The sequence below is a fragment of the Streptomyces sp. NBC_01235 genome (assembly GCF_035989285.1).
In the GTDB taxonomy this organism is placed as follows: Bacteria; Actinomycetota; Actinomycetes; order Streptomycetales; family Streptomycetaceae; genus Streptomyces.
In genome coordinates, this window is record NZ_CP108513.1 from 5375490 (window position 1) to 5389953 (window position 14464).

The window sequence follows — 14464 nt, forward strand, 5'->3', positions numbered from 1 at the left end:
ATTTGGGGTGACGGAAATCGACGCGTACAGGGCGGAGCGTGGCACCGTGGGGTTCGCAGCACCGGTTCCACGGCCGGTCGGCGCCGGTTTCACGGCCGGTTCCGCCTAGGTTTCGCGGCCGGTTCTGACCCCAGGAACCGCAACGAGACCGAAAACCGAACCCCAAGAACGACGTACGAGAGGGAATCCTGATGCGGGACGCGTACCACGAGGAACTGGACTCGATCGGCGACAGCCTGGTGGAGATGGCCCGGCTGGTCGGGTCGGCGATCGGACGCGCCACGACCGCCATTCTCGACGCCGACCTGAAGCTGGCCGAGAGCGTCATCGAGGCCGACAAGAGGGTCGACGAGCTGCAGCACGACCTGGAGGCGCGGGCGATAGCGCTGCTGGCGCGGCAGCAGCCGGTGGCGACGGACCTGCGGATCGTGGTGACGTCGCTGCGGATGTCGGCCGACCTGGAGCGCTCCGGCGACCTCGCCCAGCATGTGGCGAAGCTGGCGCGGCTGCGCTTCCCGAACCGCGCGGTGCCGCACGACCTGCACGCCACCATCCTGGAGATGGGCCAGCTCGCGCAGCGCCTGATGGCGAAGGCCGCGGAGTGCATCATCACCAAGGACGTCGACCTGGCGCTCCAGCTGGAGGCGGACGACGACGCGATGGACCTCCTGCACCGCACGCTGTTCCAGCACCTGATCGACGAGCGATGGAAGCACGGCATCGAGACCGCCGTCGACGTCACGCTGCTGGGCCGCTACTACGAGCGCTTCGCCGACCACGCGGTGGCCGTCGCCAAGCGTGTGGTGTTCCTGGTGACGGGCGAGCACGCGGACGAGCTCCAGCCGGACATCCAGCCGGAGATCCAGCCGACGGGCGGGGCGGGAGCGGGAGCGGCGGAAGGGGCCTGAGCGGCGAAGGGGGCCTGAACGGCGGAGGCCGGGGCGGGCGCAAGCCACTGTGCGCCGTTGATGCGCCCAGCGGAGCGGGCATGCAATGGGCACAGGCCCTACGCCTCCGGGAGGAACCCATGGCCGAGTCCCCCACCACTCCCACGCCGGACCCCACGCAGGAACGCCCGACCGAGCAGCCCGCCGAGATCAGGAACCTGATGCTGACAGGCGCGTGCGGCTGCGGTTCGGGGTGTGGCTGCGGGTGCCAGTCGGGCAACCCCTGCCAGTGCGGCTGAGGCCGTACGCGGCGAACGAGCAAGCAGAACGACGTACGTACGTGGATGAAGGGTCCCGGCGCCGACAGTGGCGCCGGGACCCTTCGTCGTGCGGTCGCCCCGAGGAGTGCGCGGGCGCAGCATGGAGGTGAAGGGGGCGGACACCGGCACCAGATGGGAAGGGGGCGGGCAGTCATGACCCGCTTCATGGACGTCCACCACGACATGCAGGGCATCACGGCCGACCAACTCCTCGAGGCCCACCGGGCGGACCTCGCCATCGAAGGCGAAGAGGGCGTGCACTTCGAACGCGCCTGGGCGGACCCGGAGTCCGGAACCGTCTACTGCCTCTCCGAGGGCCCGTCGGCGGACGCGGTCCAACGCGTCCACGAACGCACCGGCCACAAGGCGGACGAAATCCACCCGGTACCGCTGACGGTGTGAGGCTCCGTGGCTCCGTGGCTCGCCGGCTCGGTGGCCCGGCGGATCAACTCTTGACTGCAATGTACTTTGCATTGCAGAGTTAATGGGACCGAGGTGATCATCAGGGGGACATCATGGGCGAGGCGGGAGCACAGACACTGGGAACGCCGGGGGCGCGCGCGTCGGCGGCCGGACTGCTGGCGGCCGCGGAGGGCCTGCGGGCCCGGACCCGCTCGCAACTGAACGGCTCATGGGTGCCCCTGCTCGGCTTCGGACTGCTGGCGCTGGCGGCAGCTCCCGTCGCCCGGTACGCCTTCAACTTCGGTGCGCACGGCCGCAACATCGCGTCGTATCCGGCCTTCGCCTACGCCGAGCTGACCGGCCTGTGCGTGGTGCACGAACCCGGAACCCCGTGCCTGGAGGGCGAGTTCGACGGCGCCACGCTGCGGTTCACGGCCTGGGGCGTCTGGTTCGCGCTGCTCCCCCTGGCCTGGTTCGTCCTCGCCCGCTGGTACCGCCTGCGGGGCGAGGCCCGCGGCATCGTCCCGCGCCGCCACGGCTGGATCGGCGTCACCGCGGTGGCCACGGCGGCGGTCACGGCGGCGTTGCTGCTGCTCCTGCTCGGGTTGAACCAGCCCCAGCCGCTGGCGGTCGATCTGCTGGAGAACAGCTACGCCTCCCCCTGGTACCTGGTCGGCGTCGGACTCCTCGCCCTCGGCGTGGCCGAACGCAGTTGGCTCACCGCGGCGGCCGGCGCCGCGCACGCCCTGCTGCTCACCGGCTACCTCGGGGCGCCCTGGGGCAGCGGCCGGCTCCCCTGGTCGCACCCGGCCGGCCCCGGCTGGACCGACGGCCCGCAGGCAAAGGGGCTTGTGCTGGCCGCCATCCTGCTGGTCGCCGGCCTGGCGGAGTGGGCGATCGTCCGCCGCCGGTCGACTGCGGCTGCGGCTGCGGCTGCGGCTGCGGCTGCGGCTGCAGGTACGGGTACGGGTACGGATGCGGGTGCGGGTGCGGGCACGGGTACGGATGCGAGTACGGTCGCCGCATGAGCGTCGAGGACCCGCTCGCCGTACGGGACGACCGGGACGGAACCGAGGAATCCGGGGGAACCAGGGAATCCGGGGGAACCGACGGGCCCGAGCGCCTTGAGGATTCTGGGGAACCGCACCCGACCCAGGGGCTGGACGACACCGTCCACCAGCGCGTACGGCTCGGGATCCTCACCGTCGCCCGCGAGGCCGACCGGGTCGAGTTCGGCTTCCTGAAGCAGCAACTGGCCGTCACGGACGGAAACCTCTCCCGGCACCTGAAGGTGCTGGAGGAGTCGGGCCTGATCACCATCGAGAAGGGCTACGCGGGCCGACGCCCCCGCACCTGGATCTCCCTCACCCGCGAAGGCGCGCAGGCGTTGGACGCGGAGCTGCGCGCCCTGCGTGCGCTGGTGCTGCGGCTGGAAGGACGCTGAGGTCCGTCGCCGCCGCAGGACCGGCAGAGATGCCAGGGTGCCGAGGCGCCGAGGTGCCGAGGTGCCGAGGAATCGGAGGTCAGGGAGGCTCGACCGCCGATACGGCGGTGACGGTCACCGTGTTGTCGCGATCGGCGAACTGCCCTTCGTACAGGGCGACTTGATGCGCCCCCGCCCCCGCCCCCGGCAGTCCGACGACGATCGTGGGATACACGACGGGATCCGCACCGGACTCGCGGTACCCGTCGGCCTCCCCATGCACCTGCACGAAGGTCGGCTTCACCCGAGCCCTGCCCCCTGGACGCCCCAGCGCGGGCCACCGTCACCGGCGAGGCGGATCCGGCGGGCGGGACGGAGAGCGGGGGGTTGCGCTCGGGAGACCCGTCGCCGGCCCACGCGACGGACGGATGGCCGTCGAGGACACAGGACTCGGCCGAGACGTTGCTGAACTCGACGACCGCCGCCCCGGTCCCGCCAGGTACGGACCCTGTCCAGGTGCAGGCCCGTCTCGCGAGCGATGTGCGCGTTGGAGCGTCCGCGAGCCGCATGGAGGACGACCTGGGCGCGTACCCGCAAATCGGTGCTCAGTCTTGTGACCGTAGGCGGCCTTCTTCAACCGTGCGCGTTCGGAGGCGGTCAGGCCTATCGCGTGGGCGGCGCGGACCGGCATGGCGGGCAGACCGATCAGCAGCATCGGAAGAGGGTGTGGTCGTCTCTCGGCTCAGGCGGTTTCAGGCCGTCGGAACGCGTCGGCGTTACGCGCGCACCAGTCCACGAAAGTCCGCGGCTTGCGTCCGAGCAGTCGCTCGACGGTGTCCGTCCGGAACCCGACGGTGTCGGCGCGCATGAGTTTGAAGCCCTCGGTGACGGCGTCGGCGAGTGCCTGGGGCGCCCCGTTGGGGAAGCGGAACCGTACGGCCTCGTCCGGTGTGGTCACTTCCCGGACCTCGATGTCGCGGCCGATCGTCTCGGAGATGACCCGGACCTGCTCGGTGACGGTGAACGTCTCGTCGCCGGTGAGGACGTACTCCTTGTCCTGGTGGCCGGCCTCGGTGAGGACGAGGGCGGCGACCGCGGCGATGTCCGCGGGATCGATCGGCGCGTAGCGGCCCGGGCCGACCGGGTCGAGGACGTGGTTTCCCTCGCGGATGGTGGGCAGCCAGTCGAAGGCGTTGGTCATGAAACCGCCGGGCCGAAGGAATGTGGCGGGTATTGCGGAGGCGCGGATGATCTCCTCGCGTTCGTGATGCCAGCGGGCCATGGCGGGCAGCGGGTCAAGGGTGACGTGGAGGGAAGACAGGTGCACGATGTGGCTCACCCCGGCGGCCTCGGCGGCGGCGATGGCGGCGGCGGCGCAGTCGGTGCCGATGCCCTGGGTGAGCAGGAAGAGTTTGTCGACGCCGGCGAAGGCCGGCGTCAGTGTCGAGGGTTCGCCCAGGTCGCCGACGGCGCGCTCGGCGCGGTCGGACAGTCCGGCAGCGCGGGCGGGGTCGCGGACGAGGAGACGTAACTTCGCGCCTTTCGTGTCGAGTTCGCGGGTGAGTTCTCGGCCGATGTTCCCCGTGGCTCCGGTGACCAGTATCATCGCAGCTCCCCAAAGTCGTTTGCCGTCTAACGAGTCGGAAGGAACGTTAGCCGGTGAATAATTAGCCGTCAATCGACTCGGTTGCCGCTTGGGCAGCCGCTCCCGCACATCACCGAAAGGCTCCGATGCCTGAGTTCCTGGACCTGCACGGCAGAACGTCGAAGGTCCTCCGGGCCCTGGCCGACGCGGCCATGCGACGCCATGGGCTGCACGTCGGACAGAACTACCTGCTCGCGATGCTGTGGGAGCAGGACGGCAGCACGCCCGGCGAAGTCGCCGCCGCGCTGAACGTCACGACGCCCACCGTCGTCAAGATGGCTGACCGAATGACTACGGCCGGGCTGCTCACCCGTCGCCGAGACGACCGGGACAACCGCCTCGTCCGGCTCTGGCTCACCGACGCAGGGCGTGCGCTGCAGAAACCGGTCGAAGCGGAACGGCGATCGATCGAGGAAAAGGTCACCGCGGATCTCACCGAAACCGAACGCGAATCCCTCTTGAACGCCCTGGCGAAGGTCCACCGGGCGGCGAGCGAGCTACTGAGCGAGCCCACCGATTACGGCGACTCGGCCATCACCTGACACCCATGCCCCCTGTCTGAGCAGATCCGACAAACACGCAGACGGCTTCCTGCCCACCGACGACTTCCTCGATCCCCCGAGGACGCCTTGGACTGCGCGACCGGCCACTACCTCGCCACCCCGAGAACCCACACACGATCCGGCTCACATCAACCCTCGAGGAACTTCCGGAGCCGACCACTTGGCTTGACTCTGTCGGGGATCTTGGACGGTCGCGCTCAGCTACCGAGGGTTCGTCAGGACTTCGGCCGGGGGATGTCGTTCTGATCCAGGAAGGTCTGGAAGGCGGTCGGCGGTCCCGGTGACCAGTTCCAGCCGGATCAGGTCGCGCACTGCGGCCAGGACGTGGGTGGAGTCGGTGCGCTGCGTGATGTGCTCGCGCACGAGCCCGGCCTCCTTCAGGTGCGCGAGCGCCGGATCGAGAAGACGGTCGGCGCGGTCGTGGCCGTCGCTAGCGTCCTGCCCACCGTCGCAACTTCCTGGTGACATGGGCCTTGTGGAGTCGGGTTGCCGAGGTTTCGCTCGGGCTCGTCATGAACGCCGAGATAGGGGTCCATCGCCTGCCCCCCTTGCGAGCCGTCCATCTGACGGCGGGGAAGTCCGTGATCTCTGTGATGCACTCTCGCGTAATCACGCGTGTGCGCAGGTAGCCGCGGATCGAGAGTCTCCCGCGCTCACACGTCACGCCGAGCCGGTATCCCCTCACGGCGAGGATCGCGAACCCAATCACAGCGAAACAGGCCGTGAGCCGCGAGAAGCCGGTACTGGCTTGCGCTGCGTAGGCAACAGCAGCGGCCGCCGGGACGGCTCCGAAGCCGCTGTTCGCAAGACGGTTCAACATCGGTGGCGATAGCTCCACGACGCGCTCCGTCCGTGCTGGTGCCTGCCGGTGGCAGCGTACTGGTACCTCAGCTTGGGAAGCTGCGATCATTTACGGCCGATGAAGGCGCTGACCTGGGCGAATGGTCGAGGCGTAGGGGCCCGGGCCGTGAAAACGCCCCCGATGCGCGCCGTCTGCGCAGGTCGGGGGCGTGATCACCAAACCTACTTCTTCTTGCCCTGGTTCTTGACCGCCTCGATCGCGGCTGCGGCCGCCTCCGGGTCGAGGTAGGTTCCGCCCGGGGTCAGCGGCTTGAAGTCGGCGTCCAGTTCGTAGGACAGGGGGATGCCCGTCGGGATGTTCAGGCCCGCGATGTCGGCGTCGGAGATGCCGTCGAGGTGCTTGACGAGGGCGCGGAGCGAGTTGCCGTGGGCGGCGACCAGGACCGTGCGGCCGGACAGGAGGTCCGGGACGATGCCGTCGTACCAGTACGGGAGCATGCGGACGACGACGTCCTTCAGGCACTCCGTGCGCGGGCGCAGCTCCGGGGGGATCGACGCGTAGCGCGGGTCCGACGCCTGGGAGAACTCGGAGTCGTCCGCGAGCGGCGGGGGCGGGGTGTCGTAGGAGCGGCGCCAGAGCATGAACTGCTCCTCGCCGAACTCCGCGAGGGTCTGCGCCTTGTCCTTGCCCTGGAGGGCGCCGTAGTGGCGCTCGTTCAGGCGCCAGGAGCGGTGGACCGGGATCCAGTGGCGGTCGGCGGACTCCAGCGCCAGCTGGGCCGTGCGGATCGCGCGCTTCTGGAGGGACGTGTGGACCACGTCGGGGAGGAGATCGGCGTCCTTCAGGAGCTCGCCACCGCGGACTGCCTCCTTCTCGCCCTTCTCGTTCAGGTTGACGTCCACCCAGCCGGTGAACAGGTTCTTCGCGTTCCACTCGCTCTCGCCGTGGCGGAGGAGGATCAGCTTGTACGGTGCGTCGGCCATGCGTATGAGCGTAATCCACCGCTCCGGTCCGTTGTGCGCCCGCTCGCACAGCGGACAGCGCAGCGGGAAGAGCAGCAGAAAGCGCAGTGGACAGACCGCCGACGGTTGACGGGATCCGTTAATTGAGTGGCCTCCCCCGACCCTCCCCTCGTAAGTTCTGAGCGCTGTCTGAGCCGCTTACACCCCGGGGGATCCGCCATGTCCGTCGCCGCCCTGAGACGTGCCGCCCGCGAGACCCTCTCCGGGCTGCCCCGCGAGTTCTGGTGGCTGTGGACCAGCACTCTCGTGAACCGGCTCGGCGCCTTCGTCGCCACCTTCATGGCGCTGTACCTCACCCTCGACCGCGGGTACTCCGCCTCCTACGCCGGACTGGTCGCCTCTCTCCACGGGCTCGGCGGGGTGATCTCCTCCCTCGGGGGCGGCGTCATGGCGGACCGGCTCGGGCGGCGGCCCACGCTGCTCATCGCGCAGACCTCCACCGCCCTCTCCGTCGCGCTCCTCGGGTTCGTCACCGATCCCCTCGCCATCGCCGGCGTCGCCTTCCTCGTCGGGATGGCCTCCAACGCCTCCCGGCCGGCCGTGCAGGCGATGATGGCCGACATCGTGCGGCCCGAGGACCGGGTCCGCGCCTTCTCGCTCAACTACTGGGCCATCAACCTCGGGTTCGCCGTCTCCTCCATGGCCGCCGGGTTCATCGCCGAGGTCAGCTACCGCGCCGGGTTCCTCGTCGAGGCCGGGATGACGTTGGTGTGCGCCCTCGTCGTCTTCCTCAAGCTGCCCGAGTCGCGCCCCCAGCAGCAGGAGAAGGCCGCCCGGGAGGACTCCGTCGGGCTCGGGACCGTACTGCGCGACGGACGGTTCATGGGCGTCGTCGGGCTGTCCTTCCTCGTGGCGCTCATCTTCCAGCAGGGTTCCGTGGGGCTGCCCGTGGCGATGGGCGCGGCCGGGTTCACGCCGGCCGACTACGGCATGGCGATCGCCGTCAACGGTGTGCTCATCGTGGCGCTGCAACTCCCCGTCACCCGGTTCATCGAGCACCGGGATCCGCGGCGGCTGCTGGTCGTCTCCTCCGTCCTCGCCGGGTACGGGTTCGGGCTCACCGCCTTCGCCGGGTCGGTCGGCGTCTTCGCGCTCACCGTCTGCGTGTGGACCCTGGCCGAGATCGTCAACGCGCCGACCCAGACCGGACTCGTCGTCCGTCTCTCCCCCACCCACGGACGCGGCCGCTACCAGGGCATGTACACCCTCTCCTGGGCGGTGGCCTCCCTGGTCTCCCCGTTGATGTCCGGCTTCGTCATCGACCGCTTCGGCGCTGACTGGCTGTGGGGCATGTGCGCGGTCGTGGGGACGGCGGCGGGACTCGGCTACGGGGTGCTGATGCGCCACCTGCCGGGCGAGGGGCCCACCCCGGCCGACCTCCCGGCCGATGACGATGCCACCATCGCGCCGACGAAGCCCGAGGTCAGCGCGGCCTGAGCCGCAGGTGCTCTGCGCCTCGGCTGTCACGGATGCATCCGGGCCCCCTTCAGCACCTTGTCCACCGCGTTGCGTGGCCCGTAGACCGCCAGGCCCGCCAGGTCCAGGTCGGACGTCCGTACGGCGCGTACAGCGGCGCGGTTGTCGTGGTCGTTGCCGGTGGTGAAGAGGTCGGTCGTGAACACGGCGCGCGGGAGGGCGCGGGAGAGCACGCGCGCGTGGGCGGCCGCGAGGGTCTCCTTCGTGCCCTCGAAGACCAGCACCGGCTGGCGGAACATCGGGAGGTACGGGACGCCGTCCGCGTCCTCGTACGGCTCCCCGATCACCTCGGGGACCGCCGTGCCGAGGCCGCTGACCAGGAACGCGGTGACGTTCAGGCGCTGCCAGGTCTCCAGGTCCTCGCGCAGCAGGACGGCGATCTTGGTGTCGAAGCGCATCGGTTCCGTGCTCGACATCGGTTCAGTGTTCATGCAGCGAGACTGCCGATCGTCCTGGCACGCCGTCTTGTACGTTCTTTGCATGGCCGCCCGGCAGGAAGTCTCCGCCTGGCGCCCGGCCGTCCCGGGCGTCGTGGAGGTCTTCCACGCCCGTTTCACCGAGTACGCCTACCCGATGCACGTCCACGAGGCGTGGACGCTGCTCATCGTCGACGACGGCGCCGTACGGTACGACCTCGACCGGCACGAGCACGGCACCCCGCACGACACGGTGACCCTGCTGCCGCCGCACGTCCCGCACAACGGGTCCGCCGCCACGTCCGACGGCTTCCGCAAGCGGGTTCTGTACCTCGATGCCGAGGTGCTCGGCGAGGAGTTGATCGGGGCGGCCGTCGACTCGCCCGACCTGCGGGATCCCGTGCTGCGGCGGCGGGTGGGGCAGTTGCACTCCGCGCTCGCCCGGCCCGGCGACGAGTTGGAGGCCGACAGCCGGCTGACGCTGATCGGCGAGCGGTTGCGGGCGCATTTGCGGGCGCGGCGGCCGGGCGGTCCTGCGCGCCGTGACCCCGTCCTTGCCCGCCGGCTCCGTGAGCTCCTCGACGAACGTGTCGTCGAAGGGCTCGTACTGGGCGAGGCGGCAGGGCTGGTGCAGGCCCATCCGGCCCATCTCGTACGGGCGTTCGGCGGGGCGTACGGCATCGCACCGCACCAGTACCTCACCGCGCGCCGCGTCGACCTCGCCCGTCGGCTCCTGCTCGACGGGCGTCCGCCGGGGGAGGTCGCCGCGGCGGCCGGGTTCTACGACCAGGCCCATCTCACGCGGCATTTCCGGAAGTTGGTGGGGGTCACGCCGGGACGGTATGCGCGGAAGTTCCCCGTCCGGTGATCACCGCGGGCCAGGGCCCGTCCGGCGGATCACGTCGCGGGAAAGCAGTGGTGCCTGATCAGCGCACGTGAGCGGGGCGAGGGGGCCCCGCTTGAGCGAAGCCGAGAGGGGGGAGGGAGTGCCATGCCCCGCGCCTGCGGCATCCCTACCTCTCCCCCTGCCCCTTCCTGACCGGATCCGGCTCTCCCTGCCCCTTCCTGACCGGATCCGGCGCGTCGGCCGGGCGTTGCGTCAGATGCGTGAACGCGTCCAGGTTGCGTGTCGACTCGCCCCGGGAGACGCGCCAGGCGTACTCCCTGCGGATGGCGCTCGCGAAGCCCAGCTCGAGGAGGGTGTCGAAGGCGCCGTCGGCGGCCTCCAGGACCTGGCCCATGAGGCGGTCGACCTCGTCGGCGGTGACCACGGCGAGGGGGAGGCGGGCGGTGACGTAGACGTCACCGAGCTGGTCGACGGCGTAACTCACGCCGTACAGCTTGAGGTTGCGCTCCAGGAGCCAGCGGTGGACGCCGGACTCGTTCTCGTCGGGATGGCGGATGACGAAGGCGTTCAGAGAGAGGGAGTGACGGCCGACGATCAGGGAGACGGTCGTCTTGAGTTTGCGGGTGCCTGGGAGTTGGACCACGTAGGTGCCGGGCGCGGGGGCCTCCCACTCCAGCTCCGCGTCCTTCAGGAAACCCTCGATGACCTGCGCGGCCGTCTTCTCCACGTCACCCATGCTCGGAGCGTACGCGACGGCGGTGGGCCTGGGTCGCGGCCGCGTAGACGTCGGCGGTGGCGGCGGCCGCGGTGTCCCAGCCGAAGGACTGGGCGTGCGCGGTGGCGGCCGCGCCCATCCGGGCGGGGAGTTCGGGGCCGTCGGCGAAACGTTCGAGCACACGCGCGTAGGCGGCCGGATCGTGGCCCTGCACCAGGAAGCCCGTCTCGCCGTCCCGTACGGCCACCGGGAGCCCGCCGACCGAGGCCGCGAGGACCGGGGTGCCGGCCGCCTGGGCCTCTATGGCGACCAGGCCGAAGGACTCGCTGTAGGAGGGGACGACCAGCACCGACGCCGCCCGGAACCAGTCCGCGAGCTGGTCCTGGCCGACCGGCGGACGGAACCGTACGACGTCCGCGATGCCCAGCCGTGCCGCCAGCTTCTGCAGGCCCTCCGGCTTGGCGAGGCCGCTGCCGCTGGGGCCGCCGACCACGGGGACGACGATGCGGGAGCGGAGCTCCGGGCGCTCGTCCAGGAGCACGGCCACCGCGCGCAGGAGGACGTCCGGGGCCTTCAGGGGCTGGATGCGGCCAGCGAAGAGAGGGACCAGGGCGTCCTGGGGCAGGTCGAGGCGGGCACGGGCCGCGGCCCGGCCGTCGGCGGGGCGGAACCGGTCGAGGTTGACGCCGGGGTGCACGACGGCGACCTTGCCGGGCTCTGCGTGGTAGTGCCGTACGAGTTCGTCGGCCTCCTCCGCCGTGTTGGCGATGAGGCGGTCCGCGGCGGTGACGATCTGGGTCTCGCCGATGACGCGGGCGGCGGGTTCGGGGGTGTCGCCGTCGGCCAGGTTGGCGTTCTTGACCTTGGCCATGGTGTGCATGGCGTGCACCAGGGGGGCGCCCCAGCGCTGGGCGGCGAGCCAGCCGACGTGGCCGGAGAGCCAGTAGTGCGAGTGGACCAGGTCGTAGTAGCCGGGGCGGTGGCCTGCCCAGGCCTGCATCACGCCGTGCGTGAAAGCGCACAGCTGGGCCGGGAGGTCCTCCTTGGCGAGGCCCTCGTAGGGGCCCGCGTCGACGTGCCGGACGAGGACCCCGGGGGCCAGTTCGACGGTCGGCGGGAGGCCGCCGGTGGTCGCGCGCGTGAAGATCTCGACCTCGATGTTGATCGCGGCGAGGCGCTGCGCGAGCTCGACGATGTAGACGTTCATGCCGCCGGCGTCGCCGGTGCCGGGCTGGTGGAGCGGTGAGGTGTGCACGGAGAGCATCGCGACGCGGCGGGGGCGGCGGTGGAGCCTGAGCCGCGAGGGAGCCGCCGGAGAGCGACGCCCGAGCCTGTTGACGTACTGGCTCACGTGGCGTTCCTCCTAGCTGCGGGCATGCCGGACGGAGGGTGTGCGCCCTCCGACGGTGCAACATCGGAGGGAGTGGTTCCCATTCCGGGCGGGTTTCGGGAGGGGCGGTTTTTGCCCAGTCGTTACCCTCTATCGCTCAACTGTTCGGTGGCGATGCGCGTTGGAGGGTGCCCCGTGGTTCTCGCCCCGGCGGCGCTGAAAAGTGGTCCCGGGCACCGCATACCCTCATAGGTATGACATCCCGCGCCCCCGCCCGCCCCGTGGGCACGGTCACGCGCGGGACGACCAATCCCAACCGGCTGCGTCGCATGGACCGCTGGATCGCCGCCACGCACGGCGCCGAGCTGCGGAGGGCCGGCGAGCCGCTCGCCGTCGACCTCGGGTACGGCGCCGCGCCCTGGACGGCCGTCGAGTTGCTGGCGCGGCTGCGTTCCGTCGCGCCACGCGCGCGTGTCGTGGGCGTGGAGATCGAACCGGCCCGGGTCGCGGCCGCCGAGCGGTACGCGCGCGAGGGGCTGGTCTTCCGGCACGGCGGGTTCGAGATCCCCGTGCCCCAGCGGCCGCACCTCGTGCGCGCCGCCAACGTCCTGCGGCAGTACGACGAGGACGAGGTCGCCGCCGTCTGGGAGCGTCTGTGCGCGCGGCTCGCGCCGGCCGATCCGGTGACCGGGTCCCATGGCGGCCTGCTCGTCGAGGGCACCTGCGACGAGATCGGGCGTCGGCACGTGTGGGTCGCGCTCGGTCCGGAGGGGCCGCGCACGGTGACCTTCGCGACCCGGCTGGGGTCGCTGGAGCGGCCCTCGGACCTGGCGGAGCGGCTGCCCAAGGCGCTGATCCACCGCAATGTTCCGGGTGAGCCGGTGCACGCCTTCCTGCGCGACTTCGACCGCGCCTGGGCGGCCGCCGCGCCCTACGCCTCGTACGGCGCCCGTCAGCGGTGGATCCGCGCGGTGCGGGACCTGACGGCCGACTGGCCGGTGACGGACGGGCCGGTGCGCTGGCGGCAGGGGGAAGTGACGGTGCGGTGGGGGGCGTTGGCGCCCCGCCGGTGAACACCGGACTTCGTCAAGGGTTCCCCAAGGTTCACCAAAGCCGCCGGGAACGATCTCCGTGAGTTGTTCGTCACAATGACGGGGAGATCGTCATGCCGGGGCGGGCGAGTGGGGAAGGACTGCGTCTGTCGTCACCCGTGTCGTCATTCCTGTCGTCGCCTCTGTCGTTTTCGGCCGTGGCGTGGCACGATCCCCCGGGCACCGTAAGTTACTGACGGTTAATCACAGTTTGGGGGACGGGGTATGGGTACGGGCAAGCGCGGCCTGCTCGCGGCGGCCGTGACCGTGGTCTGCGCGGTCACCGTGCTGGGTGCGCCCGGCACCGCGTTCGCCGGCCCCAGCGCTCCCGACCCCGGTCCCAGTCCCACCACGTCGGCGACGGCGGGTTCTTCGGCCCCTCCGCTCCCCTCGACCGCGTCCAACAAGGACCTCGAGGCCGTCCACACCAAGCTCGAAGCGCTCTACCACGACGCCGCGGTCGCCACCGACGCCTACAACGCGGCCGAGGAAGCGGCGAAGAAGCAGTCCGCGGAGATCGTCGAACTGGCCAAGAAGATCGTCGCGGGCCAGGCGAAACTGGACGGCCTGAAGGACCGCGCGGGCGCCGCGGCCCGTGCCCAGTACCGCACCGGCGGGCTGCCGGACGAGGCGCAGTTGATGCTGAGCGACGACCCGTCGGAGTTCCTCGACGGCGCCGGCCGGGTGCTCCAGGGCGAGCGCGCGACCAAGGGCCTGATCGGCGAACTGACACGTACCCAGCAGGACTTGGAGCAGTACTCCAAGGACGCCTCCGCCCAGTGGCAGAAGCTGGAGGCGGGCCGCAAGATCAAGGCGGCGGCCCAGAAGAAGATCGAGACGCAGATCGCGGCGGCCGAGAAGCTCGAGTCCCAGCTGGAGAAGAAGGAGAAGGAGCGCCTCGAACAGCTGGAGCGGGAGACCGCGCAGGAGGCGCAGACCGCCTGGCTGGACACGGGCGTTCTCGACGAGATCAACAGCGCGGCGTCCGTACAGGGCAAGAAGGCCGTGCAGTTCGCCACCGCGCAGATCGGCAAGCCGTACGTGTGGGGCGCCGAGGGCCCGGACTCCTTCGACTGCTCCGGACTGACCTCCGAGGCCTGGCGGAGCGCCGGTCAGCCGATACCGCGCACCTCGCAGGAGCAGTGGAAGCAGCTGCCGCACGTCGCCGTCGAGGACATGCGCCCCGGCGACCTGATCATCTACTTCGACGACGCCAGCCATGTCGCGCTGTACGTGGGCGACGGCGCGATCATCCACGCCCCGCGCCCGGGGCGGACGGTCACGCTCGCGGGGGCGGGCTCGATGCCGATACTCGGGGTGGTCCGGCCGGACGCGTGAGGTGGGCCACATGACCCATGGCACCTTCCTCCACGCCCCAAACCCCCTGCGGACGTGACGTTCGTCATTCCTGCCCCGTTTCCGCCCTGCCCAACTGCGATACGGAACGCGGCATATGACAGGGGCCAGAGATCAGGCGGCGTGTCGCACACCATTCCGTTGCGGCGCCTTCTGCCGCTATGGTCCC

At 70.7% G+C, this 14464-nt stretch carries 16 protein-coding genes and 2 pseudogenes; 9 read left to right on the forward strand and 9 right to left on the reverse strand.

Annotation, left to right across the window (positions count from 1 at the left end; genetic code table 11):
* The first annotated feature begins 191 nt into the window (after nucleotides 1–191).
* The 4 genes from phoU (at nucleotide 192) to OG289_RS23775 (ending at nucleotide 3053) form a co-directional block, all read left to right on the forward strand.
* Nucleotides 192–908, forward strand: coding sequence for a phosphate signaling complex protein PhoU (gene phoU / locus OG289_RS23760; protein ID WP_327316060.1), 717 nt, complete (start codon nucleotides 192–194; stop codon nucleotides 906–908).
* 452 nt (nucleotides 909–1360) lie between these two features.
* Nucleotides 1361–1609, forward strand: a complete 249-nt coding sequence (locus tag OG289_RS23765) for an SCO4226 family nickel-binding protein (protein ID WP_327316061.1) — start codon at nucleotides 1361–1363, stop codon at nucleotides 1607–1609.
* A 113-nt stretch (nucleotides 1610–1722) separates the two neighbouring features.
* The gene (locus tag OG289_RS23770; RefSeq protein ID WP_327316062.1) at nucleotides 1723–2637 is read left to right on the forward strand and encodes a hypothetical protein; all 915 of its coding nucleotides are present in this window, start codon (nucleotides 1723–1725) and stop codon (nucleotides 2635–2637) included.
* Complete coding sequence (locus tag OG289_RS23775) at nucleotides 2634–3053, forward strand: winged helix-turn-helix domain-containing protein (RefSeq protein WP_327316063.1); 420 nt, start codon at nucleotides 2634–2636, stop codon at nucleotides 3051–3053. The genes OG289_RS23770 and OG289_RS23775 overlap by 4 nt, the downstream gene beginning before the upstream one ends.
* Nucleotides 3054–3132: 79 nt before the next feature.
* Here the strand turns inward: OG289_RS23775 and OG289_RS23780 are convergent, their stop codons facing one another.
* From OG289_RS23780 to OG289_RS23785, 4 genes and pseudogenes are all read right to left on the reverse strand, one after another.
* Nucleotides 3133–3336, reverse strand: a complete 204-nt coding sequence (locus OG289_RS23780) for a hypothetical protein (protein WP_327316064.1) — start codon at nucleotides 3334–3336, stop codon at nucleotides 3133–3135.
* A gap of 88 nt (nucleotides 3337–3424) precedes the next feature.
* A pseudogene (locus OG289_RS49735) lies at nucleotides 3425–3475 on the reverse strand (hypothetical protein); the annotation flags it as partial.
* Nucleotides 3476–3566: 91 nt separating this feature from the next.
* Nucleotides 3567–3629 (reverse strand): annotated as a pseudogene (locus OG289_RS49740) (hypothetical protein); the annotation flags it as partial.
* Between the two features lie 145 nt (nucleotides 3630–3774).
* The gene (locus tag OG289_RS23785; protein WP_327316065.1) at nucleotides 3775–4638 is read right to left on the reverse strand and encodes an NAD(P)H-binding protein; all 864 of its coding nucleotides are present in this window, start codon (nucleotides 4636–4638) and stop codon (nucleotides 3775–3777) included.
* Between the two features lie 125 nt (nucleotides 4639–4763).
* Here OG289_RS23785 and OG289_RS23790 point away from each other — a divergent pair, with 125 nt between their 5' ends.
* On the forward strand, nucleotides 4764–5219 hold the full coding sequence (locus tag OG289_RS23790) for a MarR family winged helix-turn-helix transcriptional regulator (protein WP_327316066.1): 456 nt from the start codon (nucleotides 4764–4766) through the stop codon (nucleotides 5217–5219).
* Between the two features lie 222 nt (nucleotides 5220–5441).
* On the opposite strand, the gene OG289_RS23795 is transcribed toward OG289_RS23790, so the two are convergent.
* Complete coding sequence (locus tag OG289_RS23795) at nucleotides 5442–5708, reverse strand: hypothetical protein (RefSeq protein WP_327316067.1); 267 nt, start codon at nucleotides 5706–5708, stop codon at nucleotides 5442–5444.
* A 555-nt stretch (nucleotides 5709–6263) separates the two neighbouring features.
* The gene (locus OG289_RS23800) at nucleotides 6264–7025 is read right to left on the reverse strand and encodes a phosphoglyceromutase (RefSeq protein ID WP_327316068.1); all 762 of its coding nucleotides are present in this window, start codon (nucleotides 7023–7025) and stop codon (nucleotides 6264–6266) included.
* 198 nt (nucleotides 7026–7223) lie between these two features.
* Between OG289_RS23800 and OG289_RS23805 the strand changes: the two genes are divergently transcribed.
* Nucleotides 7224–8501: an MDR family MFS transporter gene (locus OG289_RS23805; RefSeq protein WP_327316069.1), complete on the forward strand. Its 1278-nt coding sequence runs from the start codon at nucleotides 7224–7226 to the stop codon at nucleotides 8499–8501.
* Nucleotides 8502–8527: 26 nt separating this feature from the next.
* Here OG289_RS23805 and OG289_RS23810 read toward each other — a convergent pair whose 3' ends face one another.
* Nucleotides 8528–8971 carry a DUF2000 domain-containing protein gene (locus tag OG289_RS23810; protein WP_327316070.1) on the reverse strand — a complete coding sequence of 148 codons (444 nt, stop codon included), beginning with the start codon at nucleotides 8969–8971 and terminating at the stop codon, nucleotides 8528–8530.
* A gap of 49 nt (nucleotides 8972–9020) precedes the next feature.
* On the opposite strand from OG289_RS23810, the gene OG289_RS23815 reads away from it, so the two are divergent.
* The gene (locus OG289_RS23815) at nucleotides 9021–9824 is read left to right on the forward strand and encodes an AraC family transcriptional regulator (protein ID WP_327316071.1); all 804 of its coding nucleotides are present in this window, start codon (nucleotides 9021–9023) and stop codon (nucleotides 9822–9824) included.
* A gap of 145 nt (nucleotides 9825–9969) precedes the next feature.
* Here the strand turns inward: OG289_RS23815 and OG289_RS23820 are convergent, their stop codons facing one another.
* Both OG289_RS23820 and mshA read right to left on the reverse strand, forming a co-directional pair.
* The gene (locus tag OG289_RS23820) at nucleotides 9970–10539 is read right to left on the reverse strand and encodes a YbjN domain-containing protein (RefSeq protein WP_327316072.1); all 570 of its coding nucleotides are present in this window, start codon (nucleotides 10537–10539) and stop codon (nucleotides 9970–9972) included.
* Nucleotides 10532–11869 (reverse strand): D-inositol-3-phosphate glycosyltransferase, encoded by a 1338-nt coding sequence (gene mshA / locus OG289_RS23825; RefSeq protein WP_327316073.1) that lies wholly within the window; start codon nucleotides 11867–11869, stop codon nucleotides 10532–10534. The genes OG289_RS23820 and mshA overlap by 8 nt, the downstream gene beginning before the upstream one ends.
* 233 nt (nucleotides 11870–12102) lie before the next feature.
* On the opposite strand from mshA, the gene OG289_RS23830 reads away from it, so the two are divergent.
* Nucleotides 12103–12921 carry a class I SAM-dependent methyltransferase gene (locus OG289_RS23830; RefSeq protein ID WP_327316074.1) on the forward strand — a complete coding sequence of 273 codons (819 nt, stop codon included), beginning with the start codon at nucleotides 12103–12105 and terminating at the stop codon, nucleotides 12919–12921.
* A gap of 243 nt (nucleotides 12922–13164) precedes the next feature.
* The gene (locus tag OG289_RS23835; RefSeq protein WP_327316075.1) at nucleotides 13165–14277 is read left to right on the forward strand and encodes a C40 family peptidase; all 1113 of its coding nucleotides are present in this window, start codon (nucleotides 13165–13167) and stop codon (nucleotides 14275–14277) included.
* Nucleotides 14278–14464 lie beyond the last annotated feature (187 nt).

Excerpts from the sequence above, each read along its gene's own strand:
- phoU (WP_327316060.1), top strand. The coding sequence starts at position 192 with ATGCGGGACGCGTACCACGAGGAACTGGACTCGATCGGCGACAGCCTG.
- OG289_RS23765 (WP_327316061.1), top strand. The coding sequence starts at position 1,361 with ATGACCCGCTTCATGGACGTCCACCACGACATGCAGGGCATCACGGCC.
- OG289_RS23770 (WP_327316062.1), top strand. The coding sequence starts at position 1,723 with ATGGGCGAGGCGGGAGCACAGACACTGGGAACGCCGGGGGCGCGCGCG.
- OG289_RS23775 (WP_327316063.1), top strand. The coding sequence starts at position 2,634 with ATGAGCGTCGAGGACCCGCTCGCCGTACGGGACGACCGGGACGGAACC.
- OG289_RS23785 (WP_327316065.1), bottom strand. The coding sequence starts at position 4,638 with ATGATACTGGTCACCGGAGCCACGGGGAACATCGGCCGAGAACTCACC.
- OG289_RS23790 (WP_327316066.1), top strand. The coding sequence starts at position 4,764 with ATGCCTGAGTTCCTGGACCTGCACGGCAGAACGTCGAAGGTCCTCCGG.
- OG289_RS23795 (WP_327316067.1), bottom strand. The coding sequence starts at position 5,708 with ATGTCACCAGGAAGTTGCGACGGTGGGCAGGACGCTAGCGACGGCCAC.
- OG289_RS23800 (WP_327316068.1), bottom strand. The coding sequence starts at position 7,025 with ATGGCCGACGCACCGTACAAGCTGATCCTCCTCCGCCACGGCGAGAGC.
- OG289_RS23805 (WP_327316069.1), top strand. The coding sequence starts at position 7,224 with ATGTCCGTCGCCGCCCTGAGACGTGCCGCCCGCGAGACCCTCTCCGGG.
- OG289_RS23810 (WP_327316070.1), bottom strand. The coding sequence starts at position 8,971 with ATGAACACTGAACCGATGTCGAGCACGGAACCGATGCGCTTCGACACC.
- OG289_RS23815 (WP_327316071.1), top strand. The coding sequence starts at position 9,021 with ATGGCCGCCCGGCAGGAAGTCTCCGCCTGGCGCCCGGCCGTCCCGGGC.
- OG289_RS23820 (WP_327316072.1), bottom strand. The coding sequence starts at position 10,539 with ATGGGTGACGTGGAGAAGACGGCCGCGCAGGTCATCGAGGGTTTCCTG.
- OG289_RS23830 (WP_327316074.1), top strand. The coding sequence starts at position 12,103 with ATGACATCCCGCGCCCCCGCCCGCCCCGTGGGCACGGTCACGCGCGGG.
- OG289_RS23835 (WP_327316075.1), top strand. The coding sequence starts at position 13,165 with ATGGGTACGGGCAAGCGCGGCCTGCTCGCGGCGGCCGTGACCGTGGTC.